This is a genomic window from Nocardioides sp. NPDC057772 (assembly GCF_042798075.1).
Lineage (GTDB): Bacteria > Actinomycetota > Actinomycetes > Propionibacteriales > Nocardioidaceae > Nocardioides.
Genome location: NZ_JBHVKN010000037.1, coordinates 1 through 19,500, shown reverse-complemented (window position 1 = coordinate 19,500; position 19,500 = coordinate 1). Strand labels below are relative to the sequence as shown.

Annotated in this window: 19 protein-coding genes; 10 read left to right on the top strand and 9 right to left on the bottom strand. The window is 69.5% G+C overall.

The features are described from left to right. Nucleotides 1–7: 7 nt before the first annotated feature. Both ACFVJS_RS09345 and ACFVJS_RS09340 read right to left on the bottom strand, forming a co-directional pair. Entirely contained in the window at nucleotides 8–1,276 is a 1,269-nt protein-coding gene (locus tag ACFVJS_RS09345) for an alpha-hydroxy-acid oxidizing protein (protein WP_378878707.1), read from the bottom strand. Further along, a complete protein-coding gene (locus ACFVJS_RS09340; RefSeq protein WP_378878705.1) occupies nucleotides 1,273–1,923 on the bottom strand; it encodes a TetR/AcrR family transcriptional regulator in 651 nt (216 codons plus the stop codon). The genes ACFVJS_RS09345 and ACFVJS_RS09340 overlap by 4 nt, the downstream gene beginning before the upstream one ends. Before the next feature lie 71 nt (nucleotides 1,924–1,994). Here ACFVJS_RS09340 and ACFVJS_RS09335 point away from each other — a divergent pair, with 71 nt between their 5' ends. Next, nucleotides 1,995–2,885 (top strand): sterol desaturase family protein, encoded by an 891-nt coding sequence (locus tag ACFVJS_RS09335; protein ID WP_378878703.1) that lies wholly within the window; start codon nucleotides 1,995–1,997, stop codon nucleotides 2,883–2,885. Between the two features lie 58 nt (nucleotides 2,886–2,943). On the opposite strand, the gene ACFVJS_RS09330 is transcribed toward ACFVJS_RS09335, so the two are convergent. The 6 genes from ACFVJS_RS09330 to ACFVJS_RS09305 form a co-directional block, all read right to left on the bottom strand. Continuing rightward, nucleotides 2,944–3,549, bottom strand: coding sequence for a hypothetical protein (locus tag ACFVJS_RS09330; protein ID WP_378878701.1), 606 nt, complete (start codon nucleotides 3,547–3,549; stop codon nucleotides 2,944–2,946). A 17-nt stretch (nucleotides 3,550–3,566) separates the two neighbouring features. Beyond that, complete coding sequence (locus ACFVJS_RS09325; protein WP_378878699.1) at nucleotides 3,567–4,367, bottom strand: HAD family hydrolase; 801 nt, start codon at nucleotides 4,365–4,367, stop codon at nucleotides 3,567–3,569. Then, entirely contained in the window at nucleotides 4,364–4,876 is a 513-nt protein-coding gene (locus ACFVJS_RS09320; RefSeq protein WP_378878697.1) for a GNAT family N-acetyltransferase, read from the bottom strand. Before ACFVJS_RS09320 ends, ACFVJS_RS09325 begins: the two co-directional genes overlap by 4 nt. A gap of 28 nt (nucleotides 4,877–4,904) precedes the next feature. Beyond that, the gene (locus ACFVJS_RS09315) at nucleotides 4,905–5,762 is read right to left on the bottom strand and encodes an HAD family hydrolase (protein ID WP_378878695.1); all 858 of its coding nucleotides are present in this window, start codon (nucleotides 5,760–5,762) and stop codon (nucleotides 4,905–4,907) included. After that, nucleotides 5,759–7,030: a serine--tRNA ligase gene (gene serS / locus ACFVJS_RS09310; protein ID WP_378878693.1), complete on the bottom strand. Its 1,272-nt coding sequence runs from the start codon at nucleotides 7,028–7,030 to the stop codon at nucleotides 5,759–5,761. Before serS ends, ACFVJS_RS09315 begins: the two co-directional genes overlap by 4 nt. Before the next feature lie 144 nt (nucleotides 7,031–7,174). Next, nucleotides 7,175–9,754 (bottom strand): calcium-binding protein, encoded by a 2,580-nt coding sequence (locus ACFVJS_RS09305; protein ID WP_378878691.1) that lies wholly within the window; start codon nucleotides 9,752–9,754, stop codon nucleotides 7,175–7,177. A gap of 159 nt (nucleotides 9,755–9,913) precedes the next feature. Here ACFVJS_RS09305 and ACFVJS_RS09300 point away from each other — a divergent pair, with 159 nt between their 5' ends. After that, nucleotides 9,914–11,485, top strand: a complete 1,572-nt coding sequence (locus ACFVJS_RS09300; protein WP_378878689.1) for a diacylglycerol kinase family protein — start codon at nucleotides 9,914–9,916, stop codon at nucleotides 11,483–11,485. A gap of 412 nt (nucleotides 11,486–11,897) precedes the next feature. Here the strand turns inward: ACFVJS_RS09300 and ACFVJS_RS09295 are convergent, their stop codons facing one another. After that, nucleotides 11,898–12,308 carry a DUF4446 family protein gene (locus tag ACFVJS_RS09295; RefSeq protein ID WP_378878687.1) on the bottom strand — a complete coding sequence of 137 codons (411 nt, stop codon included), beginning with the start codon at nucleotides 12,306–12,308 and terminating at the stop codon, nucleotides 11,898–11,900. A 24-nt stretch (nucleotides 12,309–12,332) separates the two neighbouring features. Between ACFVJS_RS09295 and ACFVJS_RS09290 the strand changes: the two genes are divergently transcribed. The 8 genes from ACFVJS_RS09290 to ACFVJS_RS09255 all read left to right on the top strand — a co-directional run bounded on the left by ACFVJS_RS09290 (nucleotide 12,333) and on the right by ACFVJS_RS09255 (nucleotide 19,424). After that, nucleotides 12,333–13,172: a prephenate dehydratase gene (locus tag ACFVJS_RS09290; RefSeq protein ID WP_165110078.1), complete on the top strand. Its 840-nt coding sequence runs from the start codon at nucleotides 12,333–12,335 to the stop codon at nucleotides 13,170–13,172. Nucleotides 13,173–13,175: 3 nt separating this feature from the next. After that, nucleotides 13,176–13,871 carry a nickel pincer cofactor biosynthesis protein LarB gene (larB, locus tag ACFVJS_RS09285; protein WP_378878684.1) on the top strand — a complete coding sequence of 232 codons (696 nt, stop codon included), beginning with the start codon at nucleotides 13,176–13,178 and terminating at the stop codon, nucleotides 13,869–13,871. Next, complete coding sequence (gene larC / locus ACFVJS_RS09280; protein ID WP_378878682.1) at nucleotides 13,868–15,046, top strand: nickel pincer cofactor biosynthesis protein LarC; 1,179 nt, start codon at nucleotides 13,868–13,870, stop codon at nucleotides 15,044–15,046. The genes larB and larC overlap by 4 nt, the downstream gene beginning before the upstream one ends. A 100-nt stretch (nucleotides 15,047–15,146) precedes the next feature. Next, nucleotides 15,147–15,749, top strand: coding sequence for a TMEM165/GDT1 family protein (locus tag ACFVJS_RS09275; protein WP_378878680.1), 603 nt, complete (start codon nucleotides 15,147–15,149; stop codon nucleotides 15,747–15,749). Nucleotides 15,750–15,774: 25 nt separating this feature from the next. Further along, entirely contained in the window at nucleotides 15,775–16,974 is a 1,200-nt protein-coding gene (locus ACFVJS_RS09270) for an arginine deiminase (protein WP_378878679.1), read from the top strand. 77 nt (nucleotides 16,975–17,051) lie between these two features. Further along, nucleotides 17,052–17,423, top strand: a complete 372-nt coding sequence (locus ACFVJS_RS09265; protein ID WP_378878677.1) for a cyclic nucleotide-binding domain-containing protein — start codon at nucleotides 17,052–17,054, stop codon at nucleotides 17,421–17,423. Nucleotides 17,424–17,515: 92 nt separating this feature from the next. Next, on the top strand, nucleotides 17,516–18,454 hold the full coding sequence (locus ACFVJS_RS09260; protein ID WP_378878675.1) for an adenylate/guanylate cyclase domain-containing protein: 939 nt from the start codon (nucleotides 17,516–17,518) through the stop codon (nucleotides 18,452–18,454). 97 nt (nucleotides 18,455–18,551) lie between these two features. Then, nucleotides 18,552–19,424, top strand: a complete 873-nt coding sequence (locus tag ACFVJS_RS09255) for a GyrI-like domain-containing protein (protein ID WP_378878673.1) — start codon at nucleotides 18,552–18,554, stop codon at nucleotides 19,422–19,424. Nucleotides 19,425–19,500: the final 76 nt, after the last annotated feature.

Sequence of the window (19,500 nt, the reverse complement as noted above, 5' to 3'; positions counted from 1 at the left end):
CGGAGTCTCAGCCGAGGAGCTCCCTGCCGACCTCCTCGACCGAGCGGCAGCCGACCAGACCGAGGGAGAGGTCGAGCTCGGCGATCATGTGCTCGACGACGGCCTGGACACCGGAGGCACCGGCGAGCGCGAGGCCGTAGACGTACGGGCGGCCGAGGAGGACCGCGTCGGCGCCCAAGGCGAGCGCCTTGAGGATGTCGGCGCCGGAGCGGATGCCGGAGTCGAAGAGCACCGGGATGCGGCCGTCGACCTCGTCGACGATGCTCGGCAGGGCGTCGATGGAGGCGATGGCACCGTCGACCTGACGGCCGCCGTGGTTGGAGACGATGATCCCGTCGACGCCGTGCTCGAGCGCGCGGCGGGCGTCCTCGGGCGCCTGCAGCCCCTTGAGCACGATCGGCAGGTCGGTCATCTCCCGCAGCCGGTCCAGGTCGTCCCAGATCAGGTCGGAGCGGGAGAAGACGTCGAGGAAGGTCTCGACCGCGGCCCGGGCGTGGCCCGAACGTAGGTTCTCGACGACCTTGCCGGGGTGGTGCTGGGCCATCGAGGCGACCGCGGAGAGGGCGGCGGGGAGCTCACGGAGCCCGGGGCGCACGCTCGTCCTACCACCACCGGAGAGCCGCTGCTGGACGAGGGCACGGAACGCCGGGTCGGAGGTGTACTGCGCGATCCCCAGCCCCCTCGCGAAGGGCAGGTAGCCCAGATCGAGATCACGCGTACGCCACCCCAGCATGTGCGTGTCGAGGGTGACGACCAGCGCGTCGGAGCCGATGGCTTCGGCGCGGCGTACGAAGGACTCGACGATCGACTCGTCCTTGGACCAGTAGAGCTGGTAGAGCCGCGGGGTGTCGCCCAGGTCCGCGGCGACCTCCTCCATCGGGACCGACGCCTGGGTCGAGATCACCATCGGGACGCCGGTCGCGCGGGCGGCCGCGGCGACCTCGTGCTCGGCACGCGGGTGGGCGAGCTCGAGCACACCAACCGGGCCGAGCATCAGCGGAGCCGGCATGTCCACCCCGAACAGCGTGGTGCGCAGGTCGCGGCTCTCGACGTCGGCGAGCATCCGGGGCACCAGCCGGAAGTGGTCGAAGGCGGCGGTGTTGGCGGCAACGGTGCGCTGCTGACCGGCTCCGCCGGCGACGTACGCCCAGGCCTCCTTGCTCATCGCCCGGTGGGCCGCCTCAGCGAGCGCCGAGGGCAGGGTCGGAACCACGGGTCGATGCCCGAACAGGCCTTTGCGGAAGATCGCCGACTGGAGGTCTCTACCGATACTCACGCGCGAAGGCTACTCGCGCCGGGAGCGATCCGGGCGGGAAGCGCGGCTCCGGCGAGCGCCGTGATCAGCCGGTGGCACCGGTCCGTCATCTCAGCGGGGGTGACCCCGGGGTGGTCGAGCCACCAGGTGATCAGCGCGTCGACGGCACTCATCCAGACCGCGGTCAGCGCGGAGGCGTCGAGGGGGTCGTCGTCGCCCACGAGCCGCATCAGCTCCCCGACGCCCTCGACGGCGAGCCGGGTGATGCGGTCGGTGTAGACCGCGCGAGCAGCCGCCACCTCACCGTCGTCGGGCGCCGACGGGTCGAAGAGGAGCCGCCACAGCCACGGCTGCGGCTCGAGCGTACGGAAGAGGCCGTCGAGCGTGCGCAGACCGCGCTCGAGGCCGACGGAGTCGTCGGCGGCGACCCGCTCCATCTCGGCCGCGAGCGTCTCCGCGCCGTAGTTGAAGCTGGCCAGGAAGAGGCCCTCCTTGGAGCCGAAGTACTGGTAGACCAGCGGCTTCGAGATGCCGGCGTCGGCTGCGATCCCGGCGACGGACGCCCGGGCGAACCCCACCGTGCCGAAGACCTCGCAGGCGGCCCGCACGATCTGCAGCTCGCGGTCGGCGCGTGGGACGCCCTTCGTTCCAGCGTTGGCCCGTGACATGACGAAGAGTCTAGCGACGGCATATGACTTTGAGGTAACTTACCCAAAGGTCATATCACAGGAGGTCCCCCATGAACGACGTTCTCGACCCACTGAAGAACCCGCTGACGTACGCCATCCCGTTCTTCGCGCTCTCGATCCTCATCGAGCTGGCCGCACTGAAATGGCTCGACCACGACGACAACCTGGCGGGCTACGTGTTCAAGGACGCGCGCACCTCGATCCTGATGGGCGTCGGGTCGATCGTGTCGATGACCGTGTTCAAGGTCCTGACGCTCGGGATCTACACCGCGATCTTCGCCTATGCGTCGCTGTGGCAGATCCCCAACACCTGGTGGGGTCTGGCGATCTCGGTCGTGCTCGTCGATCTCGCCTACTACTGGAGCCACCGCTTCGTGCACCGCACCCGCGTCGGCTGGGCGGCGCACCAGGCCCACCACTCCTCCGAGTACATGACCTTCGCGACCGCGCTGCGGCAGAAGTGGAACCCGTGGTTCGAGTTCTTCTTCTTCCTGCCGCTGCCGTTCCTGGGCGTCTCACCCATCGCGATCTACATCGCGTTCTCGGCCAACCTGATCTACCAGTTCTTCGTGCACACCGAGACGATCGGCAAGCTGTGGCGCCCGATCGAGCTCGTCCTCAACACCCCGAGCCACCACCGCGTCCACCACGGCTCCGACCCGGAGTACCTGGACAAGAACTACGCCGGCATCCTGATCGTCTGGGACCGCCTCTTCGGCACGTTCCAGCCGGAGGTCCAGCGCCCGACGTACGGCCTGACCTACAAGGTCGACACCTACAACCTGCTCCGTCTGGAGTACGGCGCGTTCCGCGAGCTCTGGAACGACGTACGCAGCGCCGACGGCTGGCGGCTCAAGCTGAGCTACGTGTTCCGGCCGCCGGGGTGGACACCGGAGCGCGACTGTTCGTCTAGGTATGCAGATCAGTCTTCACATCCCTAGTGGAACTCCGCCAGGGATGTGACGGTTCGGCTGCATACCTAGACGAACATCCAGGCCGTCAGGCCGCCCGCCGTCGCCCCAGAATCATCACGATGATCAGGCCGAGCAGACCCACGACCACGAGCACGACGCCCGGGGCGGCTACCTCGACGAGCTTCGCGCCCTCCGGCGACGTCGGCTCGCTGAAGCTCACCTGCTGAGGCTCGGGGGCGATCGCCTCGGGGAACTCCTTGGCGATCTCGGCCTGGAGCTTGTCGGTGTATTCCTCCACGCGCGGCGAGCTGCCGGCGGCGAGGATCGTGTCGCCCTTCTGCTGCACGAAGAAGTAGTAGTCCTCGTTGGCGGTCAGCGACTTCCGCTGGCACGGGCCGGTGTTGAGGGTGACCTGCAGGTTGCTGCCGCTGATCACGCCCTTGAGCGCCTTGACGACGGTCACGGGGTAGACGACCGGGCCGCCCTTCCTGGTGGCCCTGCCCGGGCCGGTGACCCGCGCGTGGAAGACGAGCGGCTCCTTGACGGCGTCGCTGAGCTTGAACGCGGGGCACTTCGCGGGAGCCGTCAGCGGCGAGGTGGCAGGGGCTGCCGAAGCAGGTGCGGGGCTCGTCATGATCATCGCTGTCGCGACAAGAGCAACGGCAGCGAGGAGCTGGGGGACGCGGCGCATGGCGAAGATCAAACCAGTCAGAGCCCGAAGACTCCAGCCAGGACCCGCGCGACGCCGTCATCTTCATGCCCGGGCGCCAGGTGGGACGCGCACTCGACCACGCTCGGATGGGCGTCCGCCATGGCGTACGACGTGCCGGCCCAGGTCAGCATCGGCAGGTCGTTGGGCATGTCGCCGAAGGCGATCACGTCCGTCGCGGAGATGCCGAGCTCGGTGCACACCAGCTCCAGCGTGGAGGCCTTGGTGACCCCGGGGGCGCTGATCTCGAGCAGCGGGAACGAGGAGTGGGTGACGTTGACCCGTTCGCCCACGACCGCCGCGGCTGACGCGAGCAGCTCGTCGGCGTCATCGTCGTCGTGGCGGCGGGCGAGCAGCTTGATGAGCGGCTCGTCGGCGAGCTCCTCGATCGCGGCGACCCGCCTCGCGGGCCGGAGCGCGTCGGACGTGTGGGTCGCGAACGCCGGCTCGCAGGACCAGCCCTCGAGCGACTCGGTCGCGAAGACCAGGCCGGGCAGGCTCGCCTTCAGCGTGGCCGCCACCTCGGCGGTCAGGGCCGGCTCGATCAGTCGGGTGAGCCGCGGCTGATCGGTGGCGACGTCCCACACCAGCGCGCCGTTGGAGACGATCGCCAGGCCGACGCTGCCGATGTGCTCGAAGAGCTCGCGGGTCCAGCGCAGCGGCCGCCCGGTCACGAAGATGACCGGCACACCGATCTCCTCGAGCTTCACGAGCACGTCACGAGTGAAGTCCGAGACCGAACCGTCTGCTCTGACCAGAGTGCCGTCGAGGTCGGTCGCGACGAGCTTCGGCGTACTCATTCTTCCATTCTGCCACCGGGGACAGGCCGGGCCATCACCAGATGCCCGTCCTCGTCGGCGCCACGCAGGTCGGTGAACCCGCACTTGGCGAGCACGCGGAGGCTGGCCGCGTTGGTCGGCTCGACGGAGGCCCGGATGCGTACGCCCTCCTGGTCGGCGCACGCCAGCAGAGCCTTGAGCGCCTCGGTGGCGAAGCCCCAGCCGCGGGCCTCCTCGACCAGGCCGTAGCCGACCTCGGTCTCGGGAGTGCCGTCGGACGCGGCGTCGGGCGGGCCGAAGAAGCCGATCGACCCGAGCACGGTGCCGTTGCGCATGATGTAACGGGAGCTCCACGGGTCACCGTCGACCCACATCGTCGCCGCGTCGCGATCGTCCACGCGGGGGAACTGCGGGTGCCAGCCCTGCGGCCGGCCGAGGCCGCCGTTCGGGTCACGGATGGCATCGACGTCGGCGCGGGTCCACAACGGCAGCGTCAGCCGCTCGGTGCGGATGGTGGTGGGAAGAGTCACGAGCGCCAAGACTCCCAGAACAGCAATCTCAGAACCAGCGGGAGAGCTCCAGCGCCGCGCCGTCGTCGGCGACGTGGGCGGTCACCGCGTCGGCGATCTCCTGGACGACCTCCGGAGCGTTGCCCATGGCGACCCCGCGGCCTGCCCACTCGAGCATCTCGATGTCGTTGCGGCCGTCGCCGATGGCGAGTACGTCGGCGGGCTCGAGGTCGAGCTGGTCGCAGACGTAGGAGAGGCCGGATGCCTTGGAGACGCCGACCGGGGTCAGGTCGAGCCAGGCGGTGTAGCCGACGACGTAGTCGATGCCGTGCAGGCCGAGCTCGCGACCGAGGGCGAGGAAGTCCTCCGGGGTCGCGTCGGGGTCGCGGATGATCACGCGGGAGACCGGCTCGGCGACCATCTCCTCGATCGGAGTGATGGTCCGGTCGCCGCCCAGCTCGCCCTCCGGGAAGGGCCGGTTCATCCGGTAGCCGACACCGCGGTTCTCGACCGCGACGAGAACATTCGGGCGGCGCTCGAGGATCGCCTGGACGGCGGCCCGCGCGTCGAAGGTCTCCTCGTGCACGACCTCGGCCGGTGGGTAGCGGGAGACGACCGCGCCGTTGGCCGCGACGATCCACAGCCGGTCGGCTCCGTCGTCGGGGATGCCGATGAGGTCGGCGATGCCCGTCATCGCGTGGATCGAACGACCCGAGGAGAGCACCACCTGCGCCCCGGCGTCGTACGCCCGGCGAACCGCATCACGCACCTTGTCCGAAAGCGCCTCGGAGGTGGTGCCCGTCCCGTCGACCCAGCGCAGCAGGGTGCCGTCGATGTCGAGCGCGACGAGCTTCGGCTGCCAGGCGGCCTCGCCGGGCCGCGCGGTGGTGCTTTCGGTCGTGCTCACTTCTGGATCGGCTCCAGGACCTCGCGCCCGAGCCACTTCTGCAGCGCCTTCGGCACCCGCACCGACCCGTCGGCCTGCTGGTGGGTCTCCAGGACGGCGACGATGGCGCGGGTGATCGCGGTCAGCGTGCCGTTGAGCGTGGCGACCGGGGTGGTGCCGGTCTCCGTGCGCGCCCGGATGTCGAGGCGACGGGCCTGGAAGGTGGTGCAGTTGGACGCCGAGGTGAGCTCGCGGTATTTCCCCTGCGTCGGGATCCATGCCTCGCAGTCGAACTTCCGCAGCGCGCTCGGACCGAGGTCGCCGGCGGCGACGTCGATGACCTGGTAGGCCAGCTCGAGCTTGTCCAGGAACGCCTTCTCCCACTCGAGGAGACGCTGGTGCTCGGCGTACGAATCCTCGACGGTGGTGTAGACGAACATCTCCACCTTCTCGAACTGGTGGACCCGGATGATGCCCTTGGTGTCCTTGCCCGCCGACCCGGCCTCCTTGCGGAAGCAGGACGAGAAGGCGGCGTAGCGGCGCGGCAGCGTCTCCGGGTCGAGGATCTCGTCGGCGTGGTAGGCCGCCATCGGCACCTCGGAGGTGCCGACGAGGTAGAGGTCGTCGTCCTCGATCTTGTAGACGCCGTCGTCGACCTGGTCGAGGAAGCCGGTGCCCTCCATCGCCTCCGGGCGCACCAGCGCCGGCGCGATGACCTGGGTGAACCCGGCCTCGCGGGCCTGCTCCATCGCCAGGTTGATCAGCGCGAACTCCAGCTCGGCGCCGACGCCGGTCAGGAAGTAGAAGCGGCTGCCCGACACCTTGGCGCCACGCTCGAGGTCGATCGCGCCCAGCATCTTGCCGAGCTCGACGTGGTCGCGCGGCTCGAAGCCCTCGGCCTCGAAGTCGCGCGGCTTGCCGACCGTCTCGATCACGACGAAGTCGTCCTCACCACCGGCCGGAGCGTCGTCGGCGAGGTTGGGGATGGCCTTGAGGGCCTTCTTCCACTCCTCCTCGGCAGCGTTCTGCGCCGCCTCGGCCTCCTTCACCGCGGCCGCGAGGTCCTTCACCTGAGCCAGGAGCTCCTGCTTCTCCTCGCCCTGGGCCTGGGCGACCTTCTTGCCCATCTGCTTCTGCTCGGCCCGCTTGGCCTCGAAGTCGGCGATCGCCGCCCGTCGGGCGCTGTCCGCAGACAGCGCCCGGTCCACCACGTCGGAGGACGCGCCGCGGCGCTCCTGCGAGGCACGGACGCGGTCGGGGTCTTCGCGGAGGATGCGCGGGTCGATCATGCGGCAAGGCTAGTCGACCGGACCACCAGATCTCACTTCAGTAATCGGTGTCGGGCGGCCGACGACAGCAACCGGCGTCGGGACTCGATCGAGCGGCCTGGGTGTCAGATTCAAAAACGGCGCGCTGCACGGCCCTCGGGCCCGCTACGGAATGCGCACGCGCCGCTCGACCGACGAGCTCGTGTCCGTGCCGGTGCCTCCGTCGCCGTAGTCGCGACCGTAGCCGCCGACGAGACGGTCGTTGCCGGAGTGCCCGTAGAGGGAGTCGTTGCCCGAACCGCCCTCGATCCGGTCCGAACCACCGAGGCCGACGAGCTTGTTGGCCCCGCTGTTGCCCCGCAGAACGTCCGCGTAGTTCGTGCCGGTCAGCCGCTCGAAGGTCAGCAGGCGATCCGCTCCCGCGCCCGTCGACTGCACCGAGGTCGTGTTGAGCGCGACCTTCACCCCGTTGCGTACGTTCGAGTACGCGACGGTGTCGGTGCCCGAGCCACCCTCCGCTCGGTCGTTGCCCAGGCCCGGCAGGATCGTGTCGTTGCCGCCACCACCCAGAAGTACGTTGGCGCCACCGTCACCGGTGAGCCGGTCGGCGTAGGGGCCGCCCTTGAGGTTCTGCATCCCCGCGAGCGTGTCGGTTCCGGCACCCCCGGTCGCACGGGACATGCTCACGGTGACGGAGTTCGTGGCAGTGACGTACGACGCGGTGTCGATGCCGGCGCCACCGTTCAGCGAGTCGTCGCCGGCGTTGCCCGCCAGCAGATCGTCGCCGCTGTCACCGCGCAGGGAGTCGGTGTTGTTTCCACCCTCCAAAGCGTCGTTGCCACTTCCGCCCTCGATCGAGTCGTCGCCCGCGTCGCCCTTCAGACGGTCGTTGCCGCCTCCGCCGATGACTCGATCGTCACCGGCTTCACCGACGACGGAGTCCGCGCCTTCTCCCGCGCTCACGGTGTCGTTGCCAGCTCCAGCCTTGATCGTGTCGTTTCCGTCCCCGCCATCGATCCTGTCGGCAGATCCGTCGGTGGGGCTGTAGTGGTCCTCGTCGCCGTAGATCGCATCCACTCCTCCCTTGCCGTAGATCGAGTCGAGACCGGGACCGCCGACCAGATCATCCTTGCCGGCCCCGCCCTCGATGAGGTCGTTGCCGGAACCACCGTTGATCCGGTTCGAGCCAGCGGCACCATAGATCTTGTCGTCCCCGGAATCGCCCGAGGCGTTGAGCGATCCCGAGCCACCGTGGATCACGTCGTTGCCGTTGCCACCCTCGGCCACGCCCCCGAACTGCCCGACGTGGATGGTGTCGTTGCCGTCCTCACCGAAGGCGTTCTCGGCTGCCCACTCGGCGCGGCCGATCGTGATGGTGTCGTCGTCTCGGCCACCGAGGATGACCGACGCTGCGGTGCCGCCGTGCAGGATGTCGTTGCCGTCACCGCCGCGGATGGTGTCGTCCCCAAACGCCCCACCGGTGATGGTGTCGTTTCCGCCGTCACCGTAGAGCTGGTCGAAGTTGTCGCCTCCGTAGGGCGTCGGCGTGAGCGTGTCACCACCTCCGTCGCCTCGAACGACGTCGTCGCCCGACCCGTCGTTGAGCGTGTCGTGACCCTCGCCGCCGCTCACCCAGTCGTCGTCGGCACCGGCCTCTACAACGTCGTCACCGCTACCAGCCTCGATGTTGTCGTCGCCGCTCTCCGCACGGATGATGTCGTTGCCAAAGCCACCGACCAGGCGGTCGTTGCCGCGGTAACCCAGGACCGTGTCGTCACCTGACCCCGCGTCGATCGTGTCGTCGCCCTCGTAACCGTCGATCCTGTCGTCACCGTTCGTACCAGTGATCACGTCGGCGTGGCTGGTTCCGACCACCGACTCGAACCCGGCAATGGTGATGCCCCAACTGTTGGCACCGGACGCCATGTCGAGCTCGATGGCCGTCGCCGACGTGTTGGCGTCGAGATCGGGAGCGAGGTCGAGCTCATCTGTTGCGGTGTCGGCGGAACCGGCGTCGAAGACGTCACCTGACGCGCTCGCGTCGTTCACCGTGATCCGGTCAGCGCCCTCGCCGCCGAGCACGGTGTCGGCGTCCGCATTGCCCCTGAGCCAGTCCGCACCGGCGCCACCGTCGATGAGATCGGCACCTGCATCTCCACGGAGGCTGTCGTCACCGTCCGCGCCGTAGAGCCGATCGTCTCCGGCACCGCCGTAGCTCCTGTCGTCGGCAGGACCGCCGTAGAAGGTGTCGGCGCCGCCCTGTCCGTCGAAGGCAGCGGGGGTCGGCCCCGCATGGAAAGTGTCGTCGCCGTCGCCTCCCTTGGCAGCCAAGAACAGAGACTGCATCCCGCCGAGGATGATGTCGTGTCCGGCGCCCGCGTCGAGCGTCAGGAAGTCGCCGTCGATGGTGTCGTCGCCCTCGCCGGCGTTCACGCGGTTGCTGAACCTGGGGTAGATCGTGTCGTCACCCGGCCCACCGGCGATGTTCGCGGCGCCCTCCCCCTGGACGCAGATCCAGTCGTTGCCACCCAGGGCGTCGACGGTGACCCCGGCCGGCACAGCGATCACGTCGTCGCCCTCGGTCGGCGCCTGACCCTCGACACTGAGGTCGACGGTGACGGCCTTGCCGCCGCACTCACCCTCCGCCGCGGCAGCCGAGCCGGCGAGGAGGCCACCGACGCCGAGGGCTACGGCGGGGACGGACAAGAGCCCGAGGAGGGCGTACGAGGACACGCGAGAGCGCATGAGAGAGACCTCACAACGACGAGGGACCGAGGAATGCCGACGCCGACCCGAATCATGCGCGGAGTGTGGACGATAACGGTTACAACCGGGCGCTGCCTCGGCTTTTGACCAGTCCGTTCATTCACTGTGTGGAAGCCGTTTCGCGCATACTGACTCACCGTGCTTGACCTTTCTCGCCGCGCCCTGCTGCTCTGGGCGGCTTCGTTGTTCGCCCTGTGCGCCCTGATCGGGATCGCGGCGGTCAACGCGTGGCCGCCGGTCTCGACGATCGACGAGCTCGGCCGCGACGCCGCGGCGGTGACGGCGGAACACCGCTGGATGCTGGACTTCTGGCACGTCGTCGAGGTGGCCACCGAGTGGTATCTCGCGGTCGGCGTCGCCTTCCTGGTCGCCGCCGGACTGTTCCGCAAGTACCTGCGCGCCGCCGTCTATGTCTTCGGCGTCGTGGTGATCACCGTGGTCGTACGCCGGGCGACCGTGCTGCTGGTCGACCGGGACCGGCCGGAGTGGCAGGTGGCGTCGTGGCTGCACGAATCGCCTGCGTACCCCTCCGGTCATGCGACCGGGGTCGCGGTCCTGGCGGGTGTGATCGCGGTGGTCGTGACGATGTTCGTACGCCGCCGCGGCCTGCGCCGCCTCGCCTACACCGGCCTCACGCTGCTGGTGGTGCTCGTCGCCGCGGACCGGGTCTTCCTCGGACGCCACTATCCCTCCGACGTGCTCGGCGGGATCGCGTTCGCCGCCGGCGCGGTTTTCCTCGGCATGGCGCTCTACACGCCGCTTCCTGCCTCGCACGCTCTGGGACGGCGGCCGCTGGTGGACTCGGTGCGGGGCAACCGGAAGATCGCGGTCGTCCTCAACCCGATCAAGGTCGAGTCGGTCGAGCAGTTCAAGACCATGGTCACCACGATGGCCAAGGAGTCCGGCTGGAAGACGCCGACCTGGCACCTGACAACGGTCGACGACCCCGGCAAGGGGATGGCGCTCGCGGCCCAGGAGGAAGGCGCCGACCTGGTGCTCGTGTGCGGCGGCGACGGCACCGTACGCGAGGTCTGCTCCGCCCTGGCCGGCACCGGCATCGCGGTGGGGATCGTCCCCGGCGGCACCGGCAACCTGCTCGCCCGCAACCTGTCGATCCCGCTCTACATCCGCGCCGCGATCGACGTCGCCCTCACCGGACAGGACCAGGCGATCGACCTGGTCGAGGTCTCGGGCGACAACCTCGAGGACACCAACTTCCTGGTCATGGCCGGGATGGGCTTCGACGCCGCGATCATGAGCGGCGTCAACGAGGACATCAAGAAGAAGATCGGCTGGATGGCGTACGTCCTGTCCGCCTTCAAGAGCCTGATGTTCCCGGCGATGCGGTTGGAGATCTCCGTCGACGGCGGCGAGTTCACCCGGCACCGGGCACGTACGGTCGTGGTCGGCAACGTCGGCTACCTCCAGGCCAACATGCCGCTGCTGCCGGCGGCCGCGCTCGACGACGGGCTCGTCGACGTGGTGCTGCTGTATCCGCAGCGGTTCTGGTCGTGGCTCCCGCTCGCGTTCCGGGTGCTGAGCAAGCGCCCGCGCACCGACAACCTGGTCAACCGGATGACCGGGGCCAGCGTCGTGATCCGGACCAACCACGACCAGCCGCGCCAGCTCGACGGCGACACGATCTCCGAGGGTCGCGAGCTGCGGATGCAGTGCCTTCCCGGACGTCTCCTCGTTCGCGTGCCACGCTGAAGCGCGGTCCCGATTCGGTCCCGAATCGGGCGACACGCCAGCGTGTCGAAGGTCCCGGCAATCCAGGCACAAAGTCCCGATTTGGGGGCGATTTCGCGGCGTTTGGCGTCGATTCTCGAGTTAAACCTGCCCGACTCGCCGGGCACAGATGTCTTGTTGATCAGTAAATGTTCATAAGGTGTCAGACGCGACTCGGCGTGAGCCGAGTCGGCGTCCCCGCTCGGGCTCAAGCCTGACTCCGGCCGGCGACGTAGCAAGTCCCACACACTGGTCGGAAATCCCCCGCGACCAGTGGTCGACTCCCGGGCCGTCCCACCCGCAGCCCGGGTATTAAAACCGGCACGCTCGGAACGGTTCCCCCGCCACGCCCGAGCGTGCCGGTGTCGTTTTCGGCCAGATCAGGCCTCCCCGATCAGCGCTTGGGCCTCGCCTGCTGGACCGCCTCGGTCTCCTCGGGCGACATCAGCTGGGACGACTCCCAGCCACTGATGCTCTTCGCGTACGACCTCGCCTCGGTGCGCCCGTGGATCGAGGTGAGCACGACGCCGTCGCCGTTGTCGTCGAGCAGGGCCAGACACCAGCTCAGGTGACCGCCCGCGTCTCCGAACGCGTCGAACCGCACCACCGCGAGATGGCGCAGGTTCATCGCCGACTCGGCGCGCAGCGCCGCGACCTCGGCACGCAGACCTGCCACGTCGGTGGGCAGCGACTCGACCGAGGTCGGGTCGGGGCGGCGTACGTCCTTCGTCTTCTGCCAGGCCGCCCCAGCGAACACCAGGGCGGCGATTGCGGTCAGCAGACTGAGAATGGCAAGAGCAAGCACAGCGGGCGAATCTAGACTGTCGATGTGTCTGAGCCACATCGCATCGCCTATCAGGGCGAACCAGGGTCCAACTCACACATGGTGTGCCAGCGGCACTACCCCGAGCTGGAGTCGGTGCCGTGCGCCTCGTTCGAGGACGTCTTCGCGACCGTCGAGGCGGGTGAGGCATCGCTGGCCATGATCCCGATCGACAACTCCCTCGCGGGGCGGGTGGCCGACATCCACCACTTCCTCCCCGAGTCCAACCTGCACATCATCGCCGAGCATTACCTCCGGATCCGGTTCCACCTGCTCGGTCTTCCGGGCGCCCACCTCGACGACATCCGTACGGTCCACTCCCACGTCCACGCCCTCGGCCAGTGCCGCAACATCATCCGCGAGCACGGGTTCACGCCGGTCGTCTCCGGTGACACCGCCGGCGCGGCGCGCGAGGTGGTCGAGGCCGGTGACCCGACGATGGCGGCGATCTCCCCGCCGCTGGCGGCCTCGATCTACGGCCTGGACGTGCTCGCGACCGACATCGAGGACGCCGACCACAACACCACCCGCTTCGTGGTGCTCTCGCCCGACTTCATCCAGGCACCCGCAGACCAGGGCCCGGTGGTGACGTCGTTCATCTTCAACGTACGCAACCTCCCGGCCGCCCTCTACAAGGCGCTCGGCGGCTTCGCGACCAACGGCGTGAACATGACCAAGCTGGAGTCCTACATGGTGGACGGGAAGTTCACCGCGACCCAGTTCCTCGCCGAGGTCGACGGCCACCCCGACCAGCCTGGCCTGAAGCGGGCCCTGGAGGAGCTGGCCTTCTTCACGACCGACGTGAAGCTGCTGGGCGTCTACCCCGCCGACCCGGCGCGGTTCTGAACGATGGGAAGTCCTGAGCCCGTCGAAGGGACGAAGGAGTTCGCCGACCTCGGGTTCGCCCGCGTCGACCTCGACCGCGAGCGGCGCACCGGTGACCCCGAGGTCGTGTACGCCGCGGGCAAGACGCCCGAGCAGGTCGTCGGAATCCTGGATCGGCTGCACCGTGCGCACCCCACGCGCGCGGTCCTGGCCACCCGGGTCTCCGCCGAGGCCGCTGCCCTCGTCGCGGCCGAGCTGCCGACTGCGGTGCACGACGCCGAGGCCCGGGCGATCACGCTCGGGCCGCTGCCGACCCCGCAGGGCCGGGTGTGCGTCGTGGCGGCCGGCACCTCCGACGGACCGGTCGCCGCCGAGGCGGCGCTGGCCTGCCAGGTCCATGGCGCCGGTGTCGAGCGGATCACCGACGTCGGCGTCGCCGGGATCCACCGCCTGTTCGCCGTACGCGACCGCCTCGAGGACGCCGACTGCCTGGTCGTCGTCGCCGGGATGGAAGGCGCGCTCCCGTCGGTGGTCGGCGGGCTGGTCGGGGTGCCGATGATCGGGGTGCCGACCTCGGTCGGCTACGGCGCCTCCTTCGGGGGACTCGCCGCGCTGCTGGCGATGCTCAACTCGTGTGCTCCCGGCGTGACCGTGGTCAACATCGACAACGGCTACGGGGCCGGCGTCGCGGCGGCCCGGATCGCCCGGCGGGCTCGATGAGCATCGTCTGGGTCGACGCGTCCTCCGGCGCATCCGGGGACATGCTCCTCGGAGCGCTGGTCGAGGCCGGCGTGCCGCTGTCGGTGGTCTCCTCGGCGGTCGACGCGGTCGCGCCCGAGCCGGTTGATCTGACCGCTGAGCAGGTCAGACGTGGCGCTCTCGCCGCCACCCGGTGCCACGTCTCGATCGCCGACTCGGTCCACCACCGCACCTGGGCCGACGTCCGCGCGCTGCTCACCGACGCTGTCCTGGACGATGCGGTTCGTGACCTGGCGCTACGGGTCTTCGAGCGGCTGGCGGTCGCCGAGGGAGCCGTGCACGGGATCGCGCCGGACGACGTCCACTTCCACGAGGTCGGGGCGCTGGACGCGATCGCCGACGTGGTCGGGGTCTGTGCGGGTTTCGCGCACCTGGACGCCGACGAGGTGGTCGTCTCCCCGATCGCCGTCGGGTCCGGCTCGATCCGGGCCGCGCACGGCACCCTTCCGGTGCCGCCGCCGGCCGTGGCGCGGCTGCTCACCGGCGTACCTTCCTTCGCGGGACCTCCCGGGCATCCGCAGATGGAGATGTGTACGCCGACGGGTGCTGCCCTGCTCACCACCCTCGCCACGTCGTGGGGCGAGCAGCCGACGATGGTCACCCGGGCGATCGGCGTCGGCGCGGGTGGTCGGGATCCGGAGGGATGGTCGAACACGCTGCGTCTGCTGGTCGGGGAGGCGGCGGCCGGTTCGACGCCGACCGAGATCGTCCTCGAGGCGAACATCGACGACCTCGACCCGCGGCTGGTCCCGGGAGCGCTCGACGCCCTCCTCGCCGCCGGTGCCCACGACGCCTGGGTGACGCCGATCCTGATGAAGAAGGGCCGGCCGGCCCATACGCTCCACGCGCTGGCCCCGCTCTCCGCCGCCGAGGCGGTCCGGCGGGTCTTCTTCCGGGAGACCTCGACGATCGGCGTACGCGAGCACGAGGTCGTCAAGCACGCCCTGCCCCGCGAGATGCTGACCGTGACCGTCGGCGGGCAGCCGATCGCGGTCAAGGCCGCCCGCCTCGACGGCGAGATCGTCAACCTGCAGCCCGAGTGGGACGACGTCGCCCGCGCCTCCGCCGCGCTCGACCGCCCCGCGATCGACGTCCTGGCGGCAGCCAAGGCGCTGGCGGTTCGTCTAGGTATGTAGCCGAGCATCCGCATCCCTCGTGGAGTTCCACCAGGGGAGCGACTGTTCGCCTGCATACCTAGCCGAACATCCCCGCACCGCCGAGTGCGACCATGACCCCGTGGACATCACCGTCATCGCGCTGGCCTTCGCCGCGATCTTCGTCGTCGAGCTGCCGGACAAGACGTTCCTGGCGACGCTGGTGCTGTCGACGAAATACCGGCCGATCTTCGTCTGGCTCGGCGTGGGTGCGGCGTTCGCGATCCAGACGCTCATCGCCGTGGCTGTCGGCGGCGTGGCGACGCTCCTGCCGACCAGCCTGATCCACGTCGTCGCCGCTCTGCTCTTCCTCGGCGGCGCGGTGCTCCTGTTCGTCGAGGGACGCCGCCACCACGGCACCGCGAGCGAGGAGGACGGCAGCGAGTTCGCCGAGAAGGCCAAGGACGTACGCGGCTTCCGTCAGGTCCTGGCCAGCTTCATGGTCCTCTTCGCGGCCGAGTGGGGCGACCTCTCCCAGCTGCTGAGCGTCTCGTTGGTCGCCCGCTACCACGAGCCGGTCTCGGTCTTCGTCGGCTCCTGGGCCGCTCTGCTCACCGTGTCGGGGCTCGCGGTGCTGCTGGGACGTACGCTGCTCCGGTTCATCAAGCTGCACGTCCTGCACTACGTCGGGGCCGTCGTCTGCCTCGTCCTGGGCATCCTGACCTTGGTCGAGGTGTTCGCCTGAGAGGACGTCGCCTAGGCTGCCCGGCATGGTAGAACTTGGCGCCGACAGCGAGGTCGGACGACTGCGTACGGTCATGCTCCACCGACCCGGTCGGGAGCTCACCCGACTGACGCCGCGCAACAACGACAAGCTGCTCTTCGACGGCATCCCGTGGGTGAAACGGGCACAGGACGAGCACGACGCCTTCGCGGCCGCGCTGCGGGACCGCGACGTCGAGGTGCTCTACCTGACCGACCTGCTCACCGAGACCCTCGAGGTCCCCGAGGCCCGCAAGCGGGCCCTCGACAACGTGCTCGGCTCGCTCACCCTGGGCGACACCCTGCGTGACTACCTGAGCGGCGCCCTCGCCGATGCCGGACCGGCCGAGCTGACCGACCACCTGACCGCGGGCATCCGCAACGACGAGGTTCGCGGCGGCCACGGCCTGGTCACCAGCCTGCTCGCCCACGACGACTTCCTCATCGACCCGCTCCCGAATCTGCTCTTCACCCGCGACTCGTCGGTGTGGATCCGTGACCGTGCGACCGTCACGAGCCTGGCGATGCCGGCCCGCAAGCGCGAGACCGCGCTCACCGAGCTGATCTATCAGTTCCACCCGCGCTTCCGGTCCAGCCCGCGGCTGCACGGCTCTCACCTCGAGCACGTCGAGGGCGGCGACGTCCTCCTCCTCGCGCCCGGTGTCGTCGCGGTCGGCGTCGGCGAGCGCACCACGCCCGCCGGGGCCGAGCGGCTCGCCCGCCAGGTCTTCGCCGAAGGGCTGGCCCACACCGTGCTCGCGGTGCCGATCGCGCAGGAGCGCGCGACGATGCACCTCGACACGATCGCCACGCTCGTGAACACCGACAAGATGGTGATCTACCCGAACGCGGTCGACTCGCTGGTGGCGTACGCCGTGACGCCGGCCGGTGAGACCGACCAGGTCGACATCGCGGCCCCGCGCCCGTTCCTCGAGGTCGCGGCCGAGGCGATGGGCATCGACAAGCTCCACCACGTCGACACCGGTCTCGACCCGGTGGCGGCCGAGCGCGAGCAGTGGGACGATGGCAACAACACCCTGGCGCTGGCGCCGGGCGTGGTCGTGGCCTACGAACGCAACACTCAGACCAACGGGGCCCTCGAGGCCGCCGGCATCGAGGTCATCGCGATCGCCGGGTCCGAGCTGGGCTCCGGCCGAGGTGGTCCTCGATGCATGAGCTGCCCGATCGCCCGCGACCCGCTGGGATGACCCGTCCGGGGTAACTCGTCAGTAGGAATGTCGTTGTCCATGTGACCGCCCCCACAGTCGACCGAAGGAAAAAACTCGTGCCCGAGTCGTTCTTCTCCATGTTCACACCCAAGGAGATCGCCCACATCAGCGCCACCGGCACCCGCGTGCACCTGCCGGAGGGCTGGTCGCCGATCTGGGAGGACACCCCGCCGGACAAGGCCTACATCATCCTCGACGGCACCGTCTCGGTCCGCCGGGACAAGGAGGAGATCGCCCAGTGCGGTCCCGGTGACATCATCGGTGAGGCGGCGATCATGCGCGGTTCGCTGCGTACGGCCTCCATCGTCGCCCTCACCCCGCTCGACCTGATCCACCTCAGCGCCGACAAGCTGCAGCAGCTCTCCGTGGAGATGCCGTCGTTCGCGAAGGCGCTGGACAAGGTCGCCAAGGACAGGTTCGGCTCCTGACGCTCGACGACCAGACCTCAGAGGAGGTCGAGGAGATTCCCGACCCCGGCCGCAACCGCGAGGCCGACATCGAGCTCGCGGAAGCACTTGCCGTGGTCGAGTCGTTCGTCCTCGGCCAGACGCCCACGCTGACCCGCGCCGACGTCGCGGGCTCGGCGGGCGTGCCCATGGAGGTCGCCGAGGACCTCTGGCACCACCTCGGCTTCCCGCACGCCGGCGACGACGAGATCGCCTTCACCGAGGCCGATGTCGAGGCGCTGCGGATGACGCAGGAGCTCATCCGTCTCGGGGTGCTCAGCGAGGACCGGCAAGCGGCGCTCGTACGCACCTGGGGGCGGTCCTACGCGCGCCTGGCCGAGTGGCAGACGTCGCTGCTGGCCGAGGTCGCCCGCGAGCGCGGCGGCGACGAGGTCGAGGACCTGGTCGCGCTGAGCGCACAGGTGCTGCCGCTCGTCGAGTCGCTGCAGGACTACGTCTGGCGCCGTCACCTGGTCAGCGCCGCCCGGCGGATGCTCACCGTCGCGGACGCCTCCGCGGTGCCGCTGGCGGTCGGGTTCCTCGACATCGTCGGCTACACCGCCCGCTCCAAACGGCTCAGCGACAAGGAGCTCGTCGATTGGGTCGAGGAGTTCGAGGACACCTGCTCCGACGTCGTCGTCGAGCACGGCGGTCGGGTGATCAAGTATCTCGGCGACGGGGTGTTCTTCACCTTCGAGGACGTCGAGCCCGCCGCCCGGACGGCGCTGGAGCTGGCTGCGCTCGGCGACGACAAGGAGAGCGCTTTTCCGCACGTCAGAGCAGGGATCTCCTACGGCGACGTGGTGCTCCGCCTGGGCGACGTCTTCGGCCCCACCGTCAACATCGCCGCGCGCCTCACGACCCTCGCCCGGCCCTCGTCGGTCGTGATCGACGAGAACGCGGCGGCCGCGCTCGAGGACGTCGACGGCTTCCAGGTCGAGAAGATGCGGCGTACCAGCGTGAAGGGCTACTCCCGCCTGCCGGCGTTCCGGCTGCGTTCCCGGACCAGCTGAGTCCGCCCGACCGGACCGGGCCAGACTGAATCCGACCAGAAAGGTCGGGTCCGGAGGGGTGCTCCCGAGCGAGGCTTGACGGCGAAAGGAGGACCACATGATCGGCACGCTCAACACCCTGGTCGACCAGGTCGAGGCAGGACTCGGCGACGGGCTCACCGGCGAGGTGGACGTGGCTCGGGTCGCTCGCGACCACGGCACCACCGAATACCACCTGCGCCGGATGTTCTCGGCCCTGGCCGGGATGCCGCTGTCCGAGTACGTACGCCGCCGCCGGATGACCCTGGCCGCGGCCGACCTGGTGGCCGGTGCTCCCGACCTTCTCGAGGTCGCGGTGCGCTACGGCTACGGCTCGACCGAGGCGTTCGGGCGCGCGTTCCGTGCGGTGCACGGCTCGGCTCCGGCCGACGTACGCCGGTTCGGTGGTCCGCTACGCACACAACCCACGCTCAGGTTCCGCCTGAGCGTCGAAGGGAGCACCCCGATGGACGTCACCATCCACGACATGCCCGAGCTGCGCCTCGTCGGCCACGCCGCCAAGGTTCCGCTGATCTACGAGGGCGTGAATCCGCACATCCAGGCCCACATCGCCTCGCTCGAGCCTGCGGAGCACGTGCGGCTCAAGGAGCTCAACGACACCGACCCGCGCGGCATCCTCGCGGTCACCGACTCCCCGTCGCCCGATGCGCCCGAGGGATCCATGATCACCTACCTGCACGGGGTCGCGGTCACGCCGTCGGCGTCGGTGCCGGAGGGGCTGGACGTCCTCACCGTGCCGGCCGGCGCGTGGGCGGTCTTCGCCTCGAGCGGACCACACCCGGAGACGCTGCAGCGGCTCTGGGCGGCGACCGCCACCGACTGGTTCCCGTCGAACCCGTGGCAGCTCCGCCCCGGGCCGTCCGTGCTGCGCTATCTGGAGCTCACCGAGACGTACGCGTCCTGCGAGCTCTGGTTGCCGGTCGAGCGCTGAGTGTTCACCGAGGTAACTCGGTGAACGGTCGCTGCCCTCGCGGAGCTCCACGAAGGAGGTGGATGCTGACCGAGTT